Annotated in this window: 15 protein-coding genes and 2 pseudogenes; 3 read left to right on the top strand and 14 right to left on the bottom strand. The window is 46.9% G+C overall.

Translation table 11 applies throughout. From position 1 onward, the window contains the following. Positions 1 to 18: 18 nt before the first annotated feature. The 9 genes and pseudogenes from OOK74_RS15075 to sixA all read right to left on the bottom strand — a co-directional run. Positions 19 to 1281, bottom strand: a pseudogene (locus tag OOK74_RS15075) (chemotaxis protein CheA); the annotation flags it as partial. Between the two features lie 83 nt (positions 1282 to 1364). Next, positions 1365 to 2310 (bottom strand): annotated as a pseudogene (locus OOK74_RS15070) (Hpt domain-containing protein); the annotation flags it as partial. Positions 2311 to 2318: 8 nt separating this feature from the next. After that, complete coding sequence (locus tag OOK74_RS03975; protein ID WP_277206836.1) at positions 2319 to 3038, bottom strand: protein phosphatase CheZ; 720 nt, start codon at positions 3036 to 3038, stop codon at positions 2319 to 2321. A 55-nt stretch (positions 3039 to 3093) separates the two neighbouring features. Beyond that, positions 3094 to 3462: a chemotaxis response regulator CheY gene (gene cheY, locus OOK74_RS03970; protein WP_166014972.1), complete on the bottom strand. Its 369-nt coding sequence runs from the start codon at positions 3460 to 3462 to the stop codon at positions 3094 to 3096. A 45-nt stretch (positions 3463 to 3507) separates the two neighbouring features. Next, positions 3508 to 4242 (bottom strand): RNA polymerase sigma factor FliA, encoded by a 735-nt coding sequence (locus OOK74_RS03965; RefSeq protein ID WP_278183150.1) that lies wholly within the window; start codon positions 4240 to 4242, stop codon positions 3508 to 3510. After that, complete coding sequence (locus OOK74_RS03960) at positions 4235 to 5125, bottom strand: MinD/ParA family protein (protein ID WP_278183149.1); 891 nt, start codon at positions 5123 to 5125, stop codon at positions 4235 to 4237. The genes OOK74_RS03965 and OOK74_RS03960 overlap by 8 nt, the downstream gene beginning before the upstream one ends. Before the next feature lie 13 nt (positions 5126 to 5138). Continuing rightward, positions 5139 to 6614 (bottom strand): flagellar biosynthesis GTPase FlhF, encoded by a 1476-nt coding sequence (gene flhF / locus OOK74_RS03955; RefSeq protein ID WP_278183148.1) that lies wholly within the window; start codon positions 6612 to 6614, stop codon positions 5139 to 5141. A 34-nt stretch (positions 6615 to 6648) separates the two neighbouring features. Continuing rightward, positions 6649 to 8742 carry a flagellar biosynthesis protein FlhA gene (gene flhA / locus OOK74_RS03950; RefSeq protein WP_278183147.1) on the bottom strand — a complete coding sequence of 698 codons (2094 nt, stop codon included), beginning with the start codon at positions 8740 to 8742 and terminating at the stop codon, positions 6649 to 6651. Positions 8743 to 8966: 224 nt separating this feature from the next. Next, positions 8967 to 9434, bottom strand: coding sequence for a phosphohistidine phosphatase SixA (gene sixA, locus OOK74_RS03945; RefSeq protein ID WP_278183146.1), 468 nt, complete (start codon positions 9432 to 9434; stop codon positions 8967 to 8969). Between the two features lie 184 nt (positions 9435 to 9618). On the opposite strand from sixA, the gene OOK74_RS03940 reads away from it, so the two are divergent. Continuing rightward, on the top strand, positions 9619 to 12390 hold the full coding sequence (locus OOK74_RS03940; protein WP_278183145.1) for an insulinase family protein: 2772 nt from the start codon (positions 9619 to 9621) through the stop codon (positions 12388 to 12390). Position 12391: 1 nt separating this feature from the next. On the opposite strand, the gene OOK74_RS03935 is transcribed toward OOK74_RS03940, so the two are convergent. Beyond that, positions 12392 to 12991 (bottom strand): VOC family protein, encoded by a 600-nt coding sequence (locus tag OOK74_RS03935; protein ID WP_274722239.1) that lies wholly within the window; start codon positions 12989 to 12991, stop codon positions 12392 to 12394. 199 nt (positions 12992 to 13190) lie between these two features. Here OOK74_RS03935 and argS point away from each other — a divergent pair, with 199 nt between their 5' ends. Next, positions 13191 to 14924, top strand: coding sequence for an arginine--tRNA ligase (gene argS, locus OOK74_RS03930; RefSeq protein WP_278183144.1), 1734 nt, complete (start codon positions 13191 to 13193; stop codon positions 14922 to 14924). Between the two features lie 98 nt (positions 14925 to 15022). Then, positions 15023 to 15454 (top strand): HIT family protein, encoded by a 432-nt coding sequence (locus OOK74_RS03925; RefSeq protein ID WP_274722237.1) that lies wholly within the window; start codon positions 15023 to 15025, stop codon positions 15452 to 15454. 113 nt (positions 15455 to 15567) lie between these two features. Here the strand turns inward: OOK74_RS03925 and OOK74_RS03920 are convergent, their stop codons facing one another. The 4 genes from OOK74_RS03920 to OOK74_RS03905 all read right to left on the bottom strand — a co-directional run bounded on the left by OOK74_RS03920 (position 15568) and on the right by OOK74_RS03905 (position 22169). Then, positions 15568 to 15798: a FeoC-like transcriptional regulator gene (locus OOK74_RS03920; RefSeq protein ID WP_274722236.1), complete on the bottom strand. Its 231-nt coding sequence runs from the start codon at positions 15796 to 15798 to the stop codon at positions 15568 to 15570. Then, the gene (feoB, locus tag OOK74_RS03915) at positions 15795 to 18074 is read right to left on the bottom strand and encodes a Fe(2+) transporter permease subunit FeoB (RefSeq protein WP_274722235.1); all 2280 of its coding nucleotides are present in this window, start codon (positions 18072 to 18074) and stop codon (positions 15795 to 15797) included. The genes OOK74_RS03920 and feoB overlap by 4 nt, the downstream gene beginning before the upstream one ends. Next, positions 18071 to 18301, bottom strand: coding sequence for a FeoA family protein (locus OOK74_RS03910; protein ID WP_274722234.1), 231 nt, complete (start codon positions 18299 to 18301; stop codon positions 18071 to 18073). The genes feoB and OOK74_RS03910 overlap by 4 nt, the downstream gene beginning before the upstream one ends. A gap of 517 nt (positions 18302 to 18818) precedes the next feature. Beyond that, the gene (locus OOK74_RS03905) at positions 18819 to 22169 is read right to left on the bottom strand and encodes an AraC family transcriptional regulator (protein WP_274722233.1); all 3351 of its coding nucleotides are present in this window, start codon (positions 22167 to 22169) and stop codon (positions 18819 to 18821) included. Positions 22170 to 22340 lie beyond the last annotated feature (171 nt).

Here is a 22340-nt window from a genome sequence, read left to right as displayed (position 1 = left end):
TTATCGTTATACTGCTAATCAGATCCGAGAAGCCGCCGCATACTGCTTAAGCAGATCCGGCACATCCAAAATCAACGCGATATGGCCATCACTGGTGATGGTGGCTCCAGACATACCAGGAGTCCCCTGTAACAGCTTATCAAGCGGTTTGATCACCACTTCTTCTTGACCGATTAAGGTATCAACCACTAAACCAATCCGCTGGCTACCAATTTGGACAATCACCACATGGCCATGACCTTGGCGCAGTTGTGCTTTACCTTGTTTCGGTGCAAGCCAGTTTTGCAAATAGAATAGCGGAATTGATTTTTCGCGCACAATGATGGTCAGTTGACCATCAACAACGTTGGTCCGGCGCAGATCTAAATGGAAAATTTCATTAACACTCGCCAGAGGCAAGGCAAATGGATGGCCAGCGACACCAACCATCAAGGTCGGCAAGATGGCGAGTGTCAATGGCACTTTGATGGTAATTTTGGTGCCTTTACCAATGCTAGAATCAATATCGATCGAGCCATTCAGGGTATTGATCGCGGTTTTCACCACGTCCATGCCAACCCCACGGCCTGAAATATCGGAGATTTTTTCCTTGCTTGAGAAGCCCGGCATAAAGATCAGATTGAAGCACTCTTTATCGGTTAAACGCGCGGCTGCATCTTCATCCATCACGCTTCGTTTTACCGCGATAGCACGCAGTTTATCCGGATCCATCCCCGCGCCATCATCCACGATAGCCAATTCGATATGATCGCCTTCCTGAGAAGCAGAAAGGATCACTTTACCAGTACGTGCTTTGCCATTTTTGGCACGCTCATCGGGCATTTCAATACCGTGATCGACCGAGTTACGCACCAAGTGAATGAGCGGATCAGCCAGAGCTTCAACCAGATTTTTATCTAAATCGGTATCTTCGCCACGCAGCTCAAGATCAATTTCTTTATTTAGGCTACGAGCTAAATCACGTACCACGCGGGGGAAACGTCCAAACACTTTTTTGATTGGCTGCATGCGGGTTTTCATTACCGCACCTTGCAAATCAGCCGTCACAACATCAAGGTTGGCCACCGCTTTTGACATCTCTTCATCATTGCTGTTCAGGCCAAGACTCAGCAGACGGTTACGCACCAATACTAACTCACCCACCATATTCATAATGGTATCGAGGGTTGAGGTATCAACCCGAACGGTCGATTCAGCTTGGGCTTTTTTCGCCCCGCCGGTTGCGGCAACTTCACGAGACTCATCCGCCTCTTTTAGCGCAGCAACGGGTGCTTTTGCGGCAGGTTTTTGCACGGTCATCGGTTTAGCTACTGGAGCCGCGACAACTGGACTAGGTTTATCTGTAGCTTGACTAACCAAGGTTTGAGCTGCCGATGAGTGGGCAGATTCCGCCACAGAACGCGTTGCCATATCGAGCTCTTCGACTGACGGTCCTTTACCGGAACCATGCAGCTCATCGAGCAGTCGCTCAAACTCATCATCAGTCATTAAATCATCGCCACCTGTGCTGATCTTCGCTGCCGCAGCAGGTTTTTCAGTATGGGTAGAGACGCTGGCCGGTGATGAAGCCAAAGATTCAATCGATGGTCCTTTACCCACGCCATGCAACTGATCCAGTAATTTTTCGAACTCGTCATCGGTGATATCGCCACCGATATCAGCATGCGGGACTGATGGAGTCGGCACCGCAGCGTTATTTTGCTCCGTTCCCGGTGCTTTACCTTTACCGTGTAGCTCATCCAACAGCTTTTCAAACTCATCATCGGTAATATCGTCGATCGAGCCCTGATGAACCACGCTGTCATTATTCGACACTGGTGCCTCAATGATCGCTTCAGTCTCGACAACGACCTCAGCAACAGCCTCGACTACCGGCTCTGCCGCGAGTTCCACGTCATATGATTCGGTTTCATCATCGCTTGCTGGTTTGCTTAAACGGTGCAGTTCATCCAGCAACGCTGGATCCGCGCTTTGCAGCGATTCGCCATCTTGTACCGCACGGAACTGCTCATTGACGGTATCCAATGCTTTGAGCATGGTATCCATCAAACTTGGAGAAACGTGTCGCTGACCATTACGTAGGATGTCAAACACGTTTTCAGCACCGTGGCAGGTCTCCACCAGCTCGGATAATGCTAAGAAACCAGCCCCACCTTTTACGGTATGAAAACCACGGAATATGGCATTCAATAGATCGCGATCTTCAGGATTATTTTCCAGTTCAACCAGTTGCTCGGAAAGCAACTCCAAAATTTCGCCGGCTTCCACCAGAAAGTCCTGCAGAATGTCTTCGTCTAATTCGTAGCTCATAGGTACCCCTAAAATCCAAGACTCGATAACAAATCGTCAACTTCGTCTTGCGATGAGACAGCATCAATTCTTTCATGAGGATTCATGATTGGTCCCTCGACGGCGGTTGATGCTATGGTCGGCTTATCGGCTGGCTCTTCTTGTTGTGTGGCGCCAAATACCATTAAGATCTCAATCAAACGGCTTTCAACTTCATTGACTAAGTTGATCACGCGCTTGATGATCTGTCCGGTTAAATCCTGAAAATCTTGCGCCAGCAAAATTTCCGTCAATTCTCCACGTAACTGGCTACTGTCACCTTCAACTTGTGACAACATGTCATCAATTCGATGGCACAGTGATTTAAAACTGACCAGTTCAATTTGTCCCTTCATCAAACGATTCCATTCCGGGCGGATCTGCAACAAACTTTCATGTAACTGGTCAGCAATCGGCATACACCGATCTACCGCATCCATCGTTTTATTGGCTGCCACTTCCGTTTTCTGCATCACGTAGTGCAATCTTTCCCGCGCGTCCGGAATTTCATCGGTCGCGATTTGATTGAAGCGTTCATCAATATGAAAATTTTTCAACGATTCATGTAAATCCCGTGTCAACATCCCTATCTCGTTGAATATAGGATTGCTCGCAGACTCATAAACATAGGTCAGCAAGCGATTCGCTTCGTCTTGCTGGCCCTGTTCTAAAAGTTGCACGAGTTGTTTAGCCTGTTCTAATGCAATCATCCTGAATCAGCCTTGTACGCCTGTCGGTAGAGCGTTGTTTGCTACTGTAAACGCCTTATAAACGCTCAAAAATTTTCTCTAGCTTCTCTTTCAGCGTGGCTGCGGTGAATGGTTTTACAATGTAACCATTGACACCAGCTTGAGCGGCTTCAATGATTTGCTCACGTTTCGCTTCTGCGGTGATCATCAGTACAGGCAGGTGCTTTAATTGTTCGTCAGCACGAATGTTTCTAAGTAGATCAATACCTTGCATTCCTGGCATGTTCCAGTCAGTCACGACAAAGTCAAAGTCACCTTTCTTGAGCATTGGCAATGCAGTTAAGCCATCATCCGCTTCCTGCGTATTGTTGAATCCTAGATCTCGAAGTAGGTTTTTAACGATTCGGCGCATTGTTGAAAAGTCATCAACAATAAGGATCTTCATGTTTTTATTCAAAATTGCCTCCACTGAGTTTGAAATCAGTGATATTTAATCATTCCGAGTCCAAGAACTTAACTTGGTTCTTAGTCGCTGTATTGCTTGGCTGAGTATTTGGCTAACGCGAGATTCACTAACCCCAAGTACCTCACCAATTTCTTTTAAATTTAGTTCTTCATCATAATAGAGCGAAAGCACTAACGCTTCACGCTCTGGTAGTGATTTTATTGATTCAACCAGTGCTTTGCGGAAAGATTGTTCAGCAACGCCCTGAAATGGAGAATTTTCATCTCCCTCTTCAAACGGTGAAATGGCATCATCCGAAATACCGAGATCTTCTATCCCAACAATCCGTGAACAATTAATGTCCATCAGTGCGCTGTGATACTGCTCTAGCGACATCTCTAAAAATTTGGCCACTTCGGCATCGGTTGGATCACGATTAAGCTCTCCTTCGAGCACCGTTATCGCTTGACTGATTTCCCGATTGTTTTTATGTACCGATCGCGGAACCCAGTCACCACGTCGGATATCGTCGAGCATTGCCCCACGGATCCGAATTCCAGCATAGGTTTCAAAACTGGCACCTTTGCTTCCATCATAATTCTTTTGTGCCTCAAGTAAGCCAACCATTCCTGCTTGTATCAGGTCTTCAATCAGCACACTCGGAGGTAAACGACCAATTAAATGATGGGCGATACGCTTAACCAATACCGAATACTTCTCAATAAATAGCTGCTGACTATTTAGATTTCCGTATTGATCGTATGTAAGCGCTTTATTCACCAAAAGGCTCCCCTACAATAATGTCAGGCCGATTAAGTAAGCGTTCTACGAAAAACTCTAAGTGTCCACTTGGGGTACGAGGTATCGGCCAAGTTAACGCTTTGCTTGCCAATGAGCTTATCGCCAGCGCCGCAGGCGAACGAGGATACGCATCCACTACGATCTTTTGCCGTTTAACCGCTTGCCGCACATTGTCGTCGAGAGGGATGCAGGCGACAAGTTCTAAGCTCACATTTAAAAACCGTTCTGTGACTAAGGTTAACTTAGCGAACAATTCTCGGCCTTCTCGATAGCTTCTCACCATGTTGGCGACGATTTTAAACCGTTGTACTTGATGCTCTTTACTGAGCAGTTTGATCAGTGCATAAGCATCGGTGATGGATGTCGGTTCATCACACACCACCACCACTACATCTTGTGCGGCACGTGAAAAGCTCACCACCATATCCGAAATGCCAGCCGCAGTATCAATCAGCAGGATATCCATCTCATCTTCTAGCGAACCAAAAGCACGGATTAATCCAACATGCTGCGCATGAGACAATTCGGTCATCGATTGAGTACCCGATGTCGCAGGGATGATGCGAATACCATGCGGACCATCAACGATCGCATCTTTAAGTTCACATTCACTGGCAAGAACATGGCCTAAGTTACGTTTAGGTCGGATCCCGAGCATGACGTCAATATTGGCTAAGCCTAAGTCGGCGTCGAGCACCATCACTTTTTTGCCTTGTTTGGCCATGCAAATAGCCATGCCTAGGGTGACATTCGATTTTCCTACACCACCTTTACCACCGGTGACGGCAATCACTTTCGTCACCGAGGGTTGTGTTAAACGGCGTAGGCCGCTTGCTTGGTCATATATCATTTTATTTGTCATACCTGTCCGCCACCTAGAATCTCTCTGCATCACTGGTCCAGTAATGAGGTTCATCTTCAGTCGACTTCTCTAGCAATTCGTTTGCCTTTACGACCATGTATTTGGGTTGTGCGATTACAATATCTTCGGGCACTCGTTGTCCATTTGCGATATATGCAACGGGCAACGCATTTTGTACAACGACACTGACAAATTCCCCTAAACTGAGGCACTCATCGAGTTTGGTCATAATGCACCCAGAAAGCGGTATCCTTCTGAAATGCTCTATGGTTTCTTGCAGCACTTTACGCTGTGCTGTCGCAGGTAATACAAGGTAGCTATGAATAATTTCTCCGCTTTCTTGCATTAAGGTATCAAGCTGCTCGGATAAGCGAACATCACGCTGCCCCATCCCTGCAGTATCGACCAAAATTAAGTGTCGATTACGTAGTTGATAAATAATATCGGCTAACTCGTTGGAATCTTTAGCAACTCTTACCGGACAACCCATAATTCGGCCATAAATCGACAATTGTTCATGAGCACCGATCCGATAGGTATCGGTGGTGACCAATGCGACATTGTCTGAGCCAAATTCCATCGCAGCGCGTGCCGCTAATTTGGCGACGGTGGTGGTTTTCCCCACCCCAGTCGGCCCAAGCAGAGCCACCACACCACCGCGTTTGAGAATGTCATGTTTAACAACTGGAATTTGATCCGAGACCAAACCCAGTAACGCCTTCCACGCTTTCGGCGGCGGGGTATCTTCTGGAATATAACACGCTAGTTGATCCGCCATTTCCAACGAGACTCCCATCCGCTCTAAGCGCTTGATTAACATCGCGCGTAGCGGTTCACGGCGCTCTACTTCTTGCCACATTAATCCGGAAACTTGATGCTCAAGCAGGCGACGGATCGAGTTCATCTCTTCACGCATCGACTCTAGTTCACTGGCGGCTACGCTCGGCTCCGGAGCGGTATTGCGATCATAACGTGTCGGATCGAGACGTGGCTTATGGCGAGTACTAGTATCATCTTGCAATAATTGACTGAGCGCAGACTCTGGACGTTGGCGATCGGTTAAACGTCTTGCCTGCGGTGCACGATTGTCTGACTGACGTTTGAGCAAAGCTGAAAGTGAATCTTCATTTTCGGCACGGTGCGCTGGCTCATCGCTGGCACCATGACTGTACTGCTTAAGCATATTGGCGAAGCGGCGCGTCATTGAGCGACCATGATCGGCGCTCGATTGCAAGCTGACCCGATCATCGGCTAACTCTCGATTCTTGGTCGCCGCGACCGAGGGCGAAACTTGGTTATAAACCGGTCGAGGCTGCGAGCTGTAAAGCTGAGTGGGCGCAGGCGTAGGATCACCATCGACGGCCGCCACAATTTCGACGCCACCTGCGACTTTTTTATTGGACATGATCACCGCATCCACACCCAGCTCTTCTTTGATCTGCAGCAGCGCGGTTTTCATATCTTTGGCAAAAAATCGTTTTATTTTCAAAGCAGATTTCCGTCTTTAAACAATGTGCCGACGATTAATTTCCCACAGCCTGCACAATTCGAATTTGTTTCTCATCGGGGATCTCTTGATAAGAGAGTACGCGAAGATTTGGAATGGTATTTTTCACAAATTTCGCCAGTGTTGAACGCAACACACCAGAGGTCAGCAATACTGCAGGCTCTCCTTTCAACTCCTGCTCTTGAGTTGCATGGCTAAGCGCCATTTGCAGTCGTTCAGCTAATCCAGGCTCAATGCCCGCCGATTCCCCACCTGAAGCTTGCATAGTCTGATGCAAAATTTGTTCCAGCTCTGGAACGAGGGTTATCACCGGTAATTCAAGCTCTACCCCATTGATTTCTTGGACAATCAACCGTTTTAGCGCGATACGCACTGCCGCGGTCAAAATGTCAGGTTCTTGACTCTTACTGGCGTATTCAGAAAGTGTTTGGATAATCGTTCGAATATCACGAATGGGGATTGCCTCATGCAGCAGATTTTGCAACACTTTAACCACCACTCCGAGCGACAGTTGATCCGGCACAAAATTTTCCACCAATTTAGGCGCTGAGCGAGAGAGCATTTCCAGCAGATTTTGTACTTCTTCGTAGCCAATTAACTGCGCCGCGTTATTGGTCAATAGTTGGCTAAGATGAGTGGCAAGTACCGTTGATGAATCGACGACAGTGTAACCCAGCGCTTGCGCGTGCTCGCGCTGCTCTTCACGGATCCACACCGCATCCAAACCAAACGCAGGGTCACGGGTGGCCTCACCATCGATCATGCCATACACCTGACCGGGGTTAATCGCCAGTTCTTGGTCAGGGCGGATTTCGGCCTCTCCCACTGCAACGCCCATTAAGGTGATGCGGTAACTATTGGGCGTCAATTCTAAGTTGTCACGAATATGTACCGATGGGATCAAAAAACCAAAATCTTGCGACAGTTTTTTGCGTACCCCTTTAACACGTTCCAATAACTCGCCACCTTGATCTTTATCGACCAATGGGATCAGCCGATAACCTACTTCCAAGCCGATCACATCAACCGGCTGCACATCATCCCAAGAGAGTTCACGTTGGGTTGGCGCATCAAGATGATTTTTGGCGGGCAGGTGTTTATCTTCTGTTTTGGTTTTCTGCTTGCGCTGTAACCAATATGCTACGCCACCGGCTAAGAGTGCTAACAATAAGAAAGCAAAATGTGGCATGCCAGGGACAATCCCCATCACCCCCAGAATACCTGCAGTAATAGTTAACGCTTTCGGATTATCAAATAACTGAAAAATGAGCTGTTGGCCCATATCTTCATCGGTATTTTGACGAGTAACCATCATTGCCGCGCCAATTGACAACAGCAGTGATGGAATTTGTGCTACGAGGCCATCACCAATCGTTAGTAAGGTGTAGATTTCAATCGCTTCTTTGAAACTAAGACCATACTGGATCATGCCAATACTAAGGCCACCGATAATATTCAGAAACAGGATCAAAATACCGGCAATCGCATCACCTTTAACAAATTTTGACGCACCATCCATTGAACCGTAAAAATCGGCCTCTTTAGTCACTTCGAAACGTCGCAGGCGCGCTTGCTCCTGATCAATTAACCCTGCGTTTAAGTCAGCATCAATCGCCATCTGCTTACCGGGCAATGCATCCAAGGTAAAGCGAGCACTTACTTCTGAAATTCGTCCTGCACCTTTGGTCACCACCATAAAGTTGATGATCATCAGGATCAAAAACACCACTAAACCAACTGCGTAGTTACCACCGATCACCACATTACCAAAGGCCTCAATCACATTACCCGCCGCGCCAGGCCCTTCATGACCATACAGTAACACCACTCGTGTCGAGGCGACGTTGAGCGCCAAGCGCAGTAGTGTCGCGATCAGCAAAACCGTCGGAAATGCAGCAAAATCCAGTGGACGTCGAGTATAGACCGTCACCAACAGCACGATGAGTGAGAGAGCAATGTTGAAGGTAAAGAATAAATCCAGCAGAAAGGCTGGGATAGGCAGCACAACCATCGCCAATGCCGCCAGCACCATAACCGGAGCACCGATCGCGGGTATGCTGCGCTGTGGAATAGCAGGTAATTTGTCCGCAAATGGCAGAGTAAATTTCATAAATTTCTGGCTGTCACTGAAAGGTTAAACGGAAGATTATTATTGGCACACCGTATGAATGGTACTACTGAATGCAATTTTCAGTCCATAACATACGTCAATTTTATGACAAACCAAATATCACCATTAATTGTTTTAAAACAGATCGTTAAAAACAGGACATTAAAAAAGCGCCAACTAAGACGCTCTTTTTCACTCAATCACACCGGGTGGATTGGCGCAGATTAAGGATAGATATTCCATAACACCTGCCCGGTCTGGGTCAGCGGATCATAATCAATACACATCATCCCCGAGGTTGGAAACATGGGGGGGATCATCTCATCGACCAATTCAGCCACCAAATAGCCAACTAGAGGCAAATGCGAAACCAATAGCACTGACTGCAACTGTTCGATATCAATCAAGGCAGCTAAATAATCGAATACCCGATCTGACTGTCCATAAGGGGTGATCTGATCACAGGTTTGCACTTTTGCTGCCGAAAAATGCTCCGTCAGTACTTGCCACGTTTGTTGCGCTCGCAGGTAAGGGCTCACCAACACCAGATCAAAACCACTCACGCCCTGTTGACTAACACTGGCGCTTGCCACGGCAGCGGACTCATCACACCCACGTTCGGTTAATGATCGCTGTGCATCACTGGCCGCAAACTGCTGCGCCTCACCATGACGCATAATATAAATCTTCATGTACACTACCTAAGCTATGCAGTCTATGGCTGCTCAATTTTTGTGATTATAACAGCAGTCAAACTAAAGACCTCGACTTCGTTAACAGTCTATAAAAAAGCTCCACGACCGACTAAACTGACTGCTACCATCCTCAAGATATCGACATGATTTGCGATTGCCGCTATCAATCCGGAGAAATACTGTGCATATCAGCCCTAATGATACCAATCAGTACCGTTATATCACCTTAAACAATGGGTTACGTACACTGCTGATCCACAGTCCAAATGCCAGCAAATGTGCCGCGGCTCTGGCGGTCAATGTGGGTCATTTTGATGATCCAATCGAACGGCAAGGCTTAGCACACTATCTCGAACACATGCTGTTTTTGGGTACCGAAAAATACCCGAAAGTAGGTGAATTTCAACATTTCATTACTCAACATGGCGGTTCGAATAATGCTTGGACGGGTACTGAACACACCTGTTTTTTCTTTGATATTGCACCCAACATTTTTACGAAAGCCCTCGACCGTTTCAGCCAATTTTTTATCGCACCATTGTTTAATCCTGAGGCTTTAGATAAAGAGCGACAAGCGGTCGATTCAGAATACAAACTCAAACTGAAAGATGAATCACGTCGCCTGTATCAAGTACAAAAAGAAACCATAAATCCGCGTCATCCGTTCAGCCAATTTTCGGTCGGCAACGCGCAAACCCTTAGCGATGGTGATCAAAGTTCCATTCGTGATGAACTGCTGGATTTCTATCAAAATCACTATTCAGCCAAATTAATGACGCTGGTTTTAACTGGTCCACAAAGCATTGAGCAGTTGACACTGTGGGCGGAAAACTATTTTGCCCACATTCCAAGCCCACCGCGCAAGCTTAAACCATTGCCACCTTTTGTTGAGCGAGAACACACCGGCATTTTGATTCAGGTTGAGCCAATCAAAGAGCTCCGTAAGCTGATCTTAGCCTTTGTACTGCCAAGCACGGCAAATGACTATCGTAACAAGCCGCTCTCTTACTTAGCCCATTTGATCGGTGATGAAAGTCAAGGCAGCCTGCTGCAAGCGCTCAAAGAGCAAGGTTGGATCACTAGCCTCTCTGCGGGTGGTGGGATCAGTGGCCGTGACTACCGCGAGTTCGCGATCAGTTGCTTGCTCACCCCACAAGGATTAGAGCATGTGGATGAGATCATCCAAAGCGTATTCCAAACGCTGGATTTAATTGCCAGCCAAGGGCTACAAGCTTGGCGTTATCAAGAAAAACGTGCGGTGCTAGAGTCAGCCTTTCGCTTCCAAGAAACTCAGCGACCACTGGATATGGCCAGCCATTTAGTGATCAACATGCAGCATTATGCGGCGCAAGATACCATTTATGGCGACTATATGATGATGGGTTTTGAGCAAGCACAGTTGGAAGAGATTTTAAGCCATCTCAGCCCAGAAAATCTGCGCGCTACCTTAATTGCCAAAGGAGGCCATTATGATCAGATTGCTCAGTGGTACTCCACCCCTTATTCGGTCACACCATTCAGTACCGAACAATTGCGTCGTTTCCGCAACCCCTTAGATTTGCCACTCAAATTGCCCGAACCAAACCCGTTCATCTGCGATGAGCTTAATCCAGCAGACCTCAAACAAATCACTGCGTGCCCCCAAGTGCTGCAAGATTTGCCGGGCTTTAAACTTTGGCACCAACAAGATACCGAATTTAGAGTCCCGAAAGGGGTTATTTACATCGCGATTGATAGCCCACATGCGGTGGCCAGTTGTCGCAATATTGCCATGACCCGCTTATGTGTTGAGATGTTTTTAGACACTTTAGCCAAACAGACCTATCAAGCAGAAATCGCCGGCATGAGCTATAACCTGTACGCTCATCAGGGTGGGGTAACCTTGACGCTGTCTGGTTTTAGTCAAAAATTGCCACAACTGATGGCGCTGATCCTCAATAAATTTGCTGAACGTGATTTTCAGCCTCAACGCTTTAATACCATCAAACAGCAGTTGACCCGTCACTGGCGTAATGCGGCGCACGACAAACCGATATCACAGCTATTTAATGCGCTAAGCGGACTGCTGCAACCGAATAATCCGCCCTATGCTGAGTTACTGGCCGCGATTGAAACGGTGCATGTCGAAGAGCTAGCCGGTTTTGTCGAAGCGATTTTGGCACAACTGCATATTGAAATGTTGGTCTATGGTGACTGGCCCGCCGATCAAGCGCATCAAATGGCCAGCGTGCTTAAACAGGCACTGCGTGTGCAAGGTCAAACTTACCAAACCGCACTGCGCCCTCTGGTAATGCTTGGCAAGCATGGAACCTTTCAGCGCGAAGTTGATTGCCAACAAGATGATTCTGCGATTGTGGTTTATTACCAATCAACCGAGATAAGTCCACGTAATATTGCTTTATATTCGTTAGCCAATCATTTAATGTCAGCCGCATTTTTTGATGAAATTCGCACCAAACAGCAATTAGGTTATATGGTCGGTACCGGTAATATGCCGTTAAATCGCCATCCGGGCTTAATTATGTATGTGCAGTCACCTTTCGCCCCACCGAGTGAATTAATCCGTGCGATTGATGAGTTTTTAAATGCGCTGTACCTCGTGTTACTTGAGTTAAACGAATATCAATGGCATAGCAGTAAACGGGGCTTATGGAACCAAATTGCCGCACCCGATCCAACACTAAGAGTGCGAGCCCAACGGCTCTGGGTCGCGATTGGCAATCAAGATCTGAGCTTTGATCAACGAGAGCAAGTGTTGCAGGAGCTAAAAACACTCAGCCGCGCCGATATGATCCGCTTTGTGGTCAATCAATTGAAACCCCGTACAGCGCACCGCTTGATCATGCACAGCCAAGGCCAAGCGCATCACGCGCAGTCTGCTTGGCAACTAGGTCAAGCCATCACCTCAGTTGAGCAATTCCAACAGCGCACTAAAGCTTATGATGTGGGTTAGCTTAATTGGCTACTTCACTAGCGACAATGGTCGCTAAGGCGTGGGGATGGAGCTTAACGCACACCCCTTGCCATTGAAAAGCCAGCGTAGGATTGGCTAAGCGCTCCCCCTCCCCCTGCGGACTGGATAATTTAACTTGAACTCCAAGCTCATGGAGAAAATCCCATTTTGCCGCCAACGCCGGATATCGCTGCTGCAGCTCAATACAAAACTCTGCCGCACTTGAAGATGACGCAGGGATCACAAATTCAACATGCTCCCAACTCTGCACGGGATAGGTTTTTCCTAACGCCGGATAAGGCAATTCTAAGCACTCAATTTGCCAGTGGCTAACCGACAACGGTTGATCAAAACGAATCACGATGATCGGCCGACCGTTAATCTGCGCACACGAGATTTGTTGGCCATAGCCTAACCAGGCTAGATGCGCCGCTTGTGCCAATGCAGGATCATTAATTCGCAGTGCAATATGGTCTAGCTGATGTTCACGCAGATCTAAGCCTAAAAGATCAAGCAATTGCTCAATTTTAGCCATAAATAAGCCCAGTTTTTCGAGCAGTTGCTCTGGAGCCAGCCCTGTCTCATAAAGTTGTGGTTGCATTGGTTCACCTTAAAATGCCAGTTTGCGCGCGATACTAGCAAGATTGACAGCAAAAGGTGAAAATTTCCTATGCTTCACCCTAGGTGCTCAGGCTGAATATTGTTATCATAACGACCAATTAAACCATATTATTGTGATATGCCTCACTCTCCACATGACGGCATTCCATCTCTATTTCCTTGAATTGAAGGGCAAACGTGTGAATATCCAAGCACTGATCAATCAGAGAGTTTCTCAGGCTATTGAAGCCGCAGGCGCACCCGCTGGCACTCCAGCACTCGTTCGTCAATCGGCTAAAGCCCAATTTGGTGACTACCAAGCCAATGGCATCATGGGTGCCGCGAAGCAACTAGGCTGCAATCCTCGTGAGTTTGCACAAAAAGTGTTGGATGTTCTGAATCTTGACGGTATCGCCAGCAAAACTGAAATCGCGGGCCCGGGTTTTATCAATATTTTCCTGAGCGAAACCTTTTTGGCCGCTCAAGCCGAAGCGGCACTCGCCGATGAACGCCTAGGTGTCGCCCAAGATGCCCCCCAAACCATCGTTGCCGATTACTCAGCGCCTAACGTTGCCAAAGAGATGCATGTCGGCCATTTGCGTTCCACCATTATTGGTGATGCAGTGGTGCGCACGTTGGAGTTCTTGGGCCATAATGTGATCCGCGCTAACCACATCGGAGACTGGGGCACGCAATTTGGTATGTTGATCGCTAACCTTGAGCGGGTACAGCAAGCCTCTGGCGAAGTGTCAATGGAACTGGCCGATCTGGAAGCGTTCTACCGTGAATCAAAACAGCTGTATGATGAAGATCCGCAGTTTGCCGAAACGGCACGTAATTATGTGGTAAAACTGCAAGGCGGCGATCCCTTCTGCCTCGCAATGTGGAAAAAATTGGTCGATGTCACCATGATCCAAAACCAGCGTAACTATGATCGCCTCAATGTATCGCTGACCCGTGATAATGTAATGGGTGAGAGCATGTACAATGACATGCTGGCGCAGATTGTCAGCGACCTGCAAGCCAAAGGCTTAGCGGTTGAAGATGATGGTGCACAAGTGGTGTTCTTGGATGAGTTCAAGAATAAAGACGGCGAAGCCATGGGCGTGATCATCCAAAAACGTGATGGTGGCTTCCTCTACACCACCACTGATATTGCGTGTGCTAAATACCGCTATGAGACTCTTGGTGCGGATCGCGTACTGTACTTCATTGACTCACGCCAACATCAACATTTGATGCAAGCTTGGACCATTGTGCGCAAGGCAGGTTATATCCCTGAGCAAGTGAGCTTAGAACACCATGCTTTTGGCATGATGCTCGGTAAAGATGGTCGCCCATTTAAAACTCGTGCTGGCGGAACGGTGCGTTTAGCGGATTTGCTGGATGAAGCTCAAGAGCGTGCTAGCACATTAATTGAGTCAAAAAATCCAACCCTGTCTGCCGAAGAAAAAGCCAACATCGCCAACACAGTAGCGATGGCTGCGGTCAAATACGCGGATCTGTCCAAACACCGCACCACCGACTATGTGTTTGATTGGGATAACATGTTGGCCTTTGAGGGCAACACCGCGCCTTATATGCAATATGCCTATACTCGCGTCGCATCGATTTTTGCCAAAGCGGGAATTGAGATGAACCAGTTGACTGGTCATATTCAAATTACTGAAGAAAAAGAGAAGACCCTAGCGGCCAAACTGCTGCAGTTTGAAGAAGCGGTCCAAGCGGTCGCTCGTGAAGGTCAACCACACCTAATGTGTAGCTATCTGTTTGAGTTAGCCGGCCTGTTCTCTAGCTTCTACGAAGCTTGCCCAATTTTAGTGGCAGAGCAAGAGAGCGTGAAACAGAGCCGCTTGCAACTCGCTGCACTGACCGCAAAAACCATCAAACAAGGTCTTGCGTTACTCGGAATTGAGACGCTAGAAAGAATGTAATCGTCTTGCATAATAAAGGTTGGCACTTCGCCAACCTTTATTTTATGACTGACTGGATTAATAAAACATCACCACTTATTGTGCTTAAGAGGCATCACATGCTGCACTTTGAACTGCATTCACAACTGCAAAAAGATACCGATGTGATCGGCCATTTTCCGCTCTGCATCGCCCTATTACATAAAGATGCTGCGGTACCTTGGATTATTTTAGTCCCACAGCGTGCCAATCTGCGCGAATTGCATCATTTACCAATGCAAGAGCAGCAGCAATTTTTGCTTGAATCACAAATCGTCTGTCAAACGCTAGAACACCTATTTAATCCAGACAAGCTGAACTTAGGCGCGCTGGGCAATATGGTGCCGCAGCTACACATTCACCATATCGCGCGCTTTACTCGCGATATTGCGTGGCCGGGCCCTGTGTGGGGCAGAACCTCAGGTCAGTTACGCTCCCCCTTTGAGCAGCAAGATCTGCTCAATACACTCCGCACAACCCTGAGTTCACATTCACTCTTTAAGCCCGCGTAAAATCGATTTAAATCACTTCTTTTCGAGCATAAACCCTTTCGAACGTAAATCCTTTCGAGCATAAAAAAGCCGCATTATGCGGCTTTTAGTAAACGTGTAAGTGCGGACTATGACTACATGGTCACGCTCACCGCAAGATCACAGCGACGATTCAGTACATAACGCACCCGCACCACCGCATCTTGCGCGTTAGTGTATTGCTGGCGAGAGAGCACTCCTTTCTTAATCCATACCGCGAGCATCGCCTCAACCCCATCTTCACTCAGCGCAAACCGCTGGGCTAATTGTTGACGAGTGATGCCATGCTGCTGCTCAATCGCCTCTTTAAGCTCGTTCAAAATCACGCAGCGGGTACCTCAACCATTTTTTGCTTACGTCCGCTTTGCTTTAATCCCCAATAGGTGATAGCTGCAAACACCATGATCCCACCAATCCAAGCTAAACTGTACCAAGGGTGCTGGCTAATATGGGTAATTTGGTAGTACAACACCGCTGAACCATACGCGAGGCCCATCGTCCAGAGCGCAATAAAACGTGCATAGGCAGCACCAAACTCGCGCACATAAGCCCCCATCGCCGCGACACAAGGGGTATACAGCAGGATAAAAATCAGATAAGCAAATGCTACATGCCCATTCGAAAAATAAGTGTGTAAGTTGCCAAAGATAGAGGCATCCACTTCTTGCTCTTCAGCCACCGCATCGCTATCGGTTAAATCACCAACCTCAATCCCAAGCGGATCACTAAAGCTCAAGGCGGCAAGGTTGTCAGGGATCGACATTAGCGCTTCCTGCAAACTGGCTCGCAGATCATATTCCACATCTTCTTCATCATCATCGGCGTTTGTGGTGTACAAGCTATTTAAAGTTCCCACCACTGCTTCTTTAGCAAAAATACCGGTAATAATGCCAACGGTTGCTGGCCAGTTTTCCTGTGTGATGCCCATCGGAGAAAATACCGGCGTCACCACATGGGCTACTTTAGACAATACCGATTTATCTGTATCTTCATTACCAAATGAACCATCAGTGCCCACCGAGTTTAAGAAACTTAAGATAGTGACCACCACCACGATGGTTTTGCCTGCACCCAATACAAAACGTTTCAGCTTCTGCCAAGTTTTGATGACGACGTTTTGTAGGGTCGGAATTTCATAATCTGGCATCTCCATGATTAAGCTTTCACTTGCCCCTGGATATAGAGTCTTTTTCAGCACCAAGCCGGTCAAGACTGCCGCCACAATGCCTAATAAATACAGAGCAAACACCACATTTTGGCCACTTTGTGGGAAAAATGCCGCCGCAAACAACGCATAAACCGGTAGACGCGCACCACAAGACATAAAGGGTGCCATCGAGGCCGCTAGCTTACGCTCACGCTCTTGATCCAGCGTTCGTGTGGCCATAATCGATGGCACGTTACAGCCAAAACCGAGCACCAGTGGCACAAAAGCTTTGCCCGGCAGACCAATTTTCTGCATCACTTTATCCAGCACAAAAGCGGCGCGCGACATATAACCCGAGCTTTCTAACACTGCTAAGAATAAATATAAGCAGGCAATCACAGGGATAAATGTGGCCACGGTCTGGATCCCACCACCGACCCCATCCGCAATCAAGGTCACCAACCAAACTGGCAGATGTTCATCCAGCAAGTAGTGTCCACCCTCGACCAATAATGCCCCAACGCCGATGTCGAAAAAGTCAATAAAGGCGCTACCAATATTGATCGCAAACATAAACATCAGGTACATCACGGCAAAAAAGAATGGGATACCAATCCATTTATTAAGGATCACTCGATCGGCTTTTTCAGTGAATCGATGGCTGAGCTTACCTTCGCTGCGGCGTGCATAAATACAAAGTTCATGCAGATAAGTATAACGAGTGTTTGCCACCAGCAAATCGATATCCACTGAGCATTGATGTTGCAGTTGCTGTACTTGGTGGCGAGCCGCCGGAGGCAATTGATTGATCACTAACAGGTCATTTTCAAGCGCTCGAATGGCCAAGGCGCGGGCCGATACGGTCTGCTCATGAAACTGATCGGCTAATTGACCAATCAATGGCTCAAATTGATCACCATAATTGAGTTCCAGCGGCTTGAGCGCAATCCCCTGCACTACTAGCTTATGCAGTTTCTCTTTAAAACGACGCACCTGCGGCTGGCTATTAGCAGAAAGTGCCACAACTGGGCAGCCCAAGAAAGCTTCCAACTGTTTTAAATCAAGATGCACTCGCTCACGTTTCAGCGCATCCATTTTATTGAGCACGACGATCATTGGGCGCTGCAATTCACGCAGCTGCAGCGTCATATATAGGCTACGCTCAAGACAAGTGGCATCGACCACATTGATAATCACATCCGCTGGATGGGTAAGTACCGCGCGCGAAGCGATCGATTCATCAATACTGTTGCTATCATTACCACTATCTAAAGCATAAATGCCGGGTAAATCGGTTAATGAAAACTCATCCCCTGCATGAGAAAAACTGCCAGTTTTTTTCTCAACCGTCACGCCACTCCAGTTACCAACCTGCTGTTTAGCCCCGGTTAATCCATTAAAGAGTGTAGTTTTACCGCTGTTCGGGTTACCGACCGTGAGTATCTGATAGTTCATTGAATTGACTCCACTTGGATCTGCGCCGCAATATTTTCACGCAAAGCAATCGACACACCGCGCACTTCTACTTGCAACGGGTCGCCCATCGGAGCACGTCGGATCAGGATCACTGACGTATTAGGCAGCACGCCCATCACCATGAGCTTCTTTCTGACCGAGTCAGAAAGCCCTTCTAATGCGAGAATCACACCACGCTCGCCCGCTTTCATCTGTGATAATTTCATGATCGCAACCTTAAAAGGAAGTATTAATAAGAAACATTAGCATTAATATCAGAAAGATTAACACAGTGAATAGATGATTTTTTTGCGTGAAAACAATGTTTGCCGAATTAATCACCAGCGTTATTTTCGTCAAAATAACTTCGTCAAAAACGTTAAAAAGCGACTTAACCACATTCCTAGCGAAATCTAAAACGACCCAATCAAAACCAAACTAAATAATTAATTCTCAATAATCAACAAGTTAAACCTTAGTGCTATTTTCTGTCGTTTTTCTATATCAAGCTGGCGTAAATTTTATAAGAAAAATAAGTCACTGGAATTATAGTGAGCGGGTTGAAAGGATATCCCTCCTAGCAACAAGAATTCCAGAGGTGATATGGCTGTGCCATATTACTCCGGCAGCAAGCGAAGGTGTCGTTGGCACCCGTGGTATAGTCCCCCCGGCTATACCACGATATTTTTTTCAGCACTCAATCTCCCCTACTACGTTATATCAACTAGGCGCACCGCATTACCATTATCTACCCTCTTGATCCTCGATAAATTGGCTCGGTGATAAACCAAAATGGTGCTTAAAACGCTGACTAAAATAAGAAGGGTCATTAAATCCACAATCAAAGGCAACTTGAGCAATTCTGGCACCACACAATAAACTCTGGCACGCCTTCTCTAAACGCATTTGATTGAGCGATTCTTTAAAGGTTTTACCGGTTGCGGCTTTAAAACGGCGCTGCAAACTACGCTCGGAGACAAACAGTAATTGTGCCGCCCTAGAGGTGGTGAAATCAGAATCACTATAATTGTGCTCAATTAACTGATTGACTTTGCGCAGCCACTTTTTTTCCCCATCATCAAGCACAATGTGATCAACGATGGATAACGCTTGCGCCTTAAATGGCTGAGTGACGGGTAATGCGGCCAGCGGCCACGCTAACTCGAGAACATTACGCTTGTCGAAGCGTAAAATCCGTAATTCCCCACCACTATGCTGTACTAACTCTTGCACCGAATAAGTACACGCACCGTTGAATGAAACGGGAATGGCACTGAAGTTATCAATCACTGATCCGTGATCTGAAAAAATCAGCACGCCTTGTGAATCTCTCTGCTCAAGTTGGATAGATAACTGTTGCTGTTTAGCAAGCCGTCGAATCGCATCGGTGAACACGACATTAAACAGTATATCGAGGTTAAATTGGCGAATTTCGATAAGACAGACTTCACCACGGTACACCAACTGGATTTCTGCTTTGTTGTATTCTTCCTGCCAACTTTTTAAGGCCGATTCCATCAATAAATTTAAATCGTGGCGTTGACTCTCTGGGGTTTCGCCTCGATGCATGAAATGCAATTGGGTTAATTCTTGTTTAACTTTATTAAACGGCAACTCGAACTCATTCCACCCACGCACTTTGGCATAAGAGGAAAGATGGCGTAATGCGGGATCAATACTCTCAAATACTTTGCCAAACAAATTGTGATGTACTTGCAGTAACTTTCGTAATTGCTGATTACTGCTCTGTACAATTTTAGTTTGATGATGCAATTGACTGGTTTTAAGCTCGACTTGGTTTTTTAGCTGTCGATTTGCCTCAACAATGACTCGAGTTCGCCAACTTAGCATTAAAGACAAACCACCACCCAATAGCATCACATAACCAATGATAGCGGCAGGGCTCAGATACCAAGGAGGGAGAACCTCAAAATCGAATATAGCCGGGGTTTGATCTTGGTGGGTTGGATTTGCGCTACGCACTTTTAAACGATATTCGCCGGGCAGTAGTCGATCAAAATTGAGCTGAGCCCAGTCAAACCGCTGCCATTCTCGCTCATCATTGAGCTTATATTCCAACGATGGATTACGTAACGATGACAAGGCCCCAAACTGAAAACTAATCGCATCATCATAGGCAATTTGCAACAGACCATCCGGCTGATAACCCAATAGTTTCGGCTGATGATTCACACTCACTTGACTAAACATGATCTGAATATTGGGCAAATTAGAGACCGCTAGTGCTTGGGTATTAGCTTGCACCACACCAAATTGCGATCCCATGATAAGAAAGGAACTATCCAACACTTCACCGACCGCACAAGCATCTAATATAAACTCATTGCTGATCAAGCCATAAGGCGCAGCAAAGTGTTTACTGAGTTGAGCTTGATGCGAATAGAGACTGATTCCCTGCGATGAAATGAGCCACATCCCCTGAGCTGACTGAGCAATACAGCGCGGCTGAATATTCTCTTCAACTAACTCAACTGCAATTGCCGGCGGTTGATGGTTCTGCCACTGAAAGACACCATAAGCCCCGACCAGCCAAATATGACCAGTGTTATCTTCCACAACTTGTACTATTTCACCATAGCGATGACTGGAGAAATCAAAGCGGATCTGTTTATCAAACAAAGTGTAAGCACCATGTTCGGTACCAATCACTATGCCTTGTTCAACGGCGGCAAGTACGGTGATCTTCGCGGGTGATAATCCTTTCACCATCCACTCCATCCCATAATTGGTCTCGCTTTGTTCGCTCGGCAAATAAGACCAAAGCTGCTCATGGCTGGCTCCCCAAAGCCGACCATCACCATCGACGGTGAGCCGTTTAACCGAATTGTGCAGCAATGACACCGGCAATGACGGAGCGTTGATCTGGCGCTGTGCAAGATTGTAGCTCACCAGCCCTTGCTCAGTAGCAATCCAGACGTCATCTCCAGCAATAACGAAATCATTGACTTGACCGGGATAAATCAAGTTTTTACGAAATTCGCCAGTAAAGTTAAATCGATATAGGCCTTGTTGGGTTATCGCTAAATAATCTCCCTGCGTGTTGAACGACTTAATTTTACTGATTTGGACCCGACTACCATCACTGGATAAGCTTTGCGCAGGATATCGCGTCAGCTGCTGAGCCAATAATGAATAATAAAACATACCTTTATCAGTCGCGATCCACATACCACCTTGTAAATCATTAACCATTGAGTAAATTTTCTTACCCAATAGTGCATAATCATCGTTGCGATATGTTTCAGGTGGAGTGACTTTTCCGCTATCTAGTCTGTAAAGATACAGACCATTTTCAGTACCAATCCAATACTCAGTGTCGGTTTCAGCGATTGACAACACTTCCGCAGCACCGATTGGTTTGGACAATAAGCGCGAGTGCTCAATATCGATGATCAATGCGCCATGTGCAGAGCCAACCAATAGCTCGCGCCGCTGTTCAGAAAAATAGAGCTTTTGGATCGCCGACTTACCAGAGTCCGTGATATGGCTAAAGCCTTGTGGCATCGACAAATAAACACCGACATTGGTCGCTAAAGCCCATTTTGAGGCGAAAAACTGCGCATCATTAATTACTACTTGGCTGGCGCTGTTCAACGAATAAAGCTGGTGCAAAGAAAAAGTATCAAGCCTTGCATTATCAATATCATAACTATAAAAATTCGCGCTATCGTTCAACCAAATCATGCCATTTGACACGCCGATCTGATTAATTTGAGAACCTGGGGGCAGGGTTAAGATGGGCTCTTTCTCTCCTCCCGGATAGGTGCGAAACAGTTGATGTTGCTCAAAGGTCCACAACGCGCGCTTGGCATAAATAATATGCTTTGAGGTTTCGGGTAATACCGAACCACGCGCTGGCAAAATATTCTGTCCATCAAAAAACATCACCTTGCCATGGACATCATGGATCCATATTCCGCCGTCGTCGCCGAGATACAGATTTTTCGCCACTATCACCGTCCCTTTTTCCTGCATAGATAAAGGGTAGAAAACCGACATCGGGTTATTGTTGGCCACTCCTAGTGACGGAATGATAAGACTCAGCCAGCAGCTGTATAAAAATGTGCGAAACACGCGTTCCCCTGTCAGCAAGCAGTTAGAATTTGTCCCCGTGAGTGGAATACCATTAGGCGTACAAATTTTCAGGCATTCTAACTAATCGTTAAGCGAGATGCAGTGTGAAAGGCAGGGCAATGTATAATTTTTCATGCTTGGATCAAAAAATGCGGCTTAAGCCGCATTTAA

Source organism: Vibrio misgurnus (assembly GCF_029635775.1).
Taxonomy (GTDB): domain Bacteria; phylum Pseudomonadota; class Gammaproteobacteria; order Enterobacterales; family Vibrionaceae; genus Vibrio; species Vibrio chanodichtyis.
Note: the sequence above shows the minus strand (reverse complement) of the source record. Positions and strands in the feature narration are given on the sequence as shown.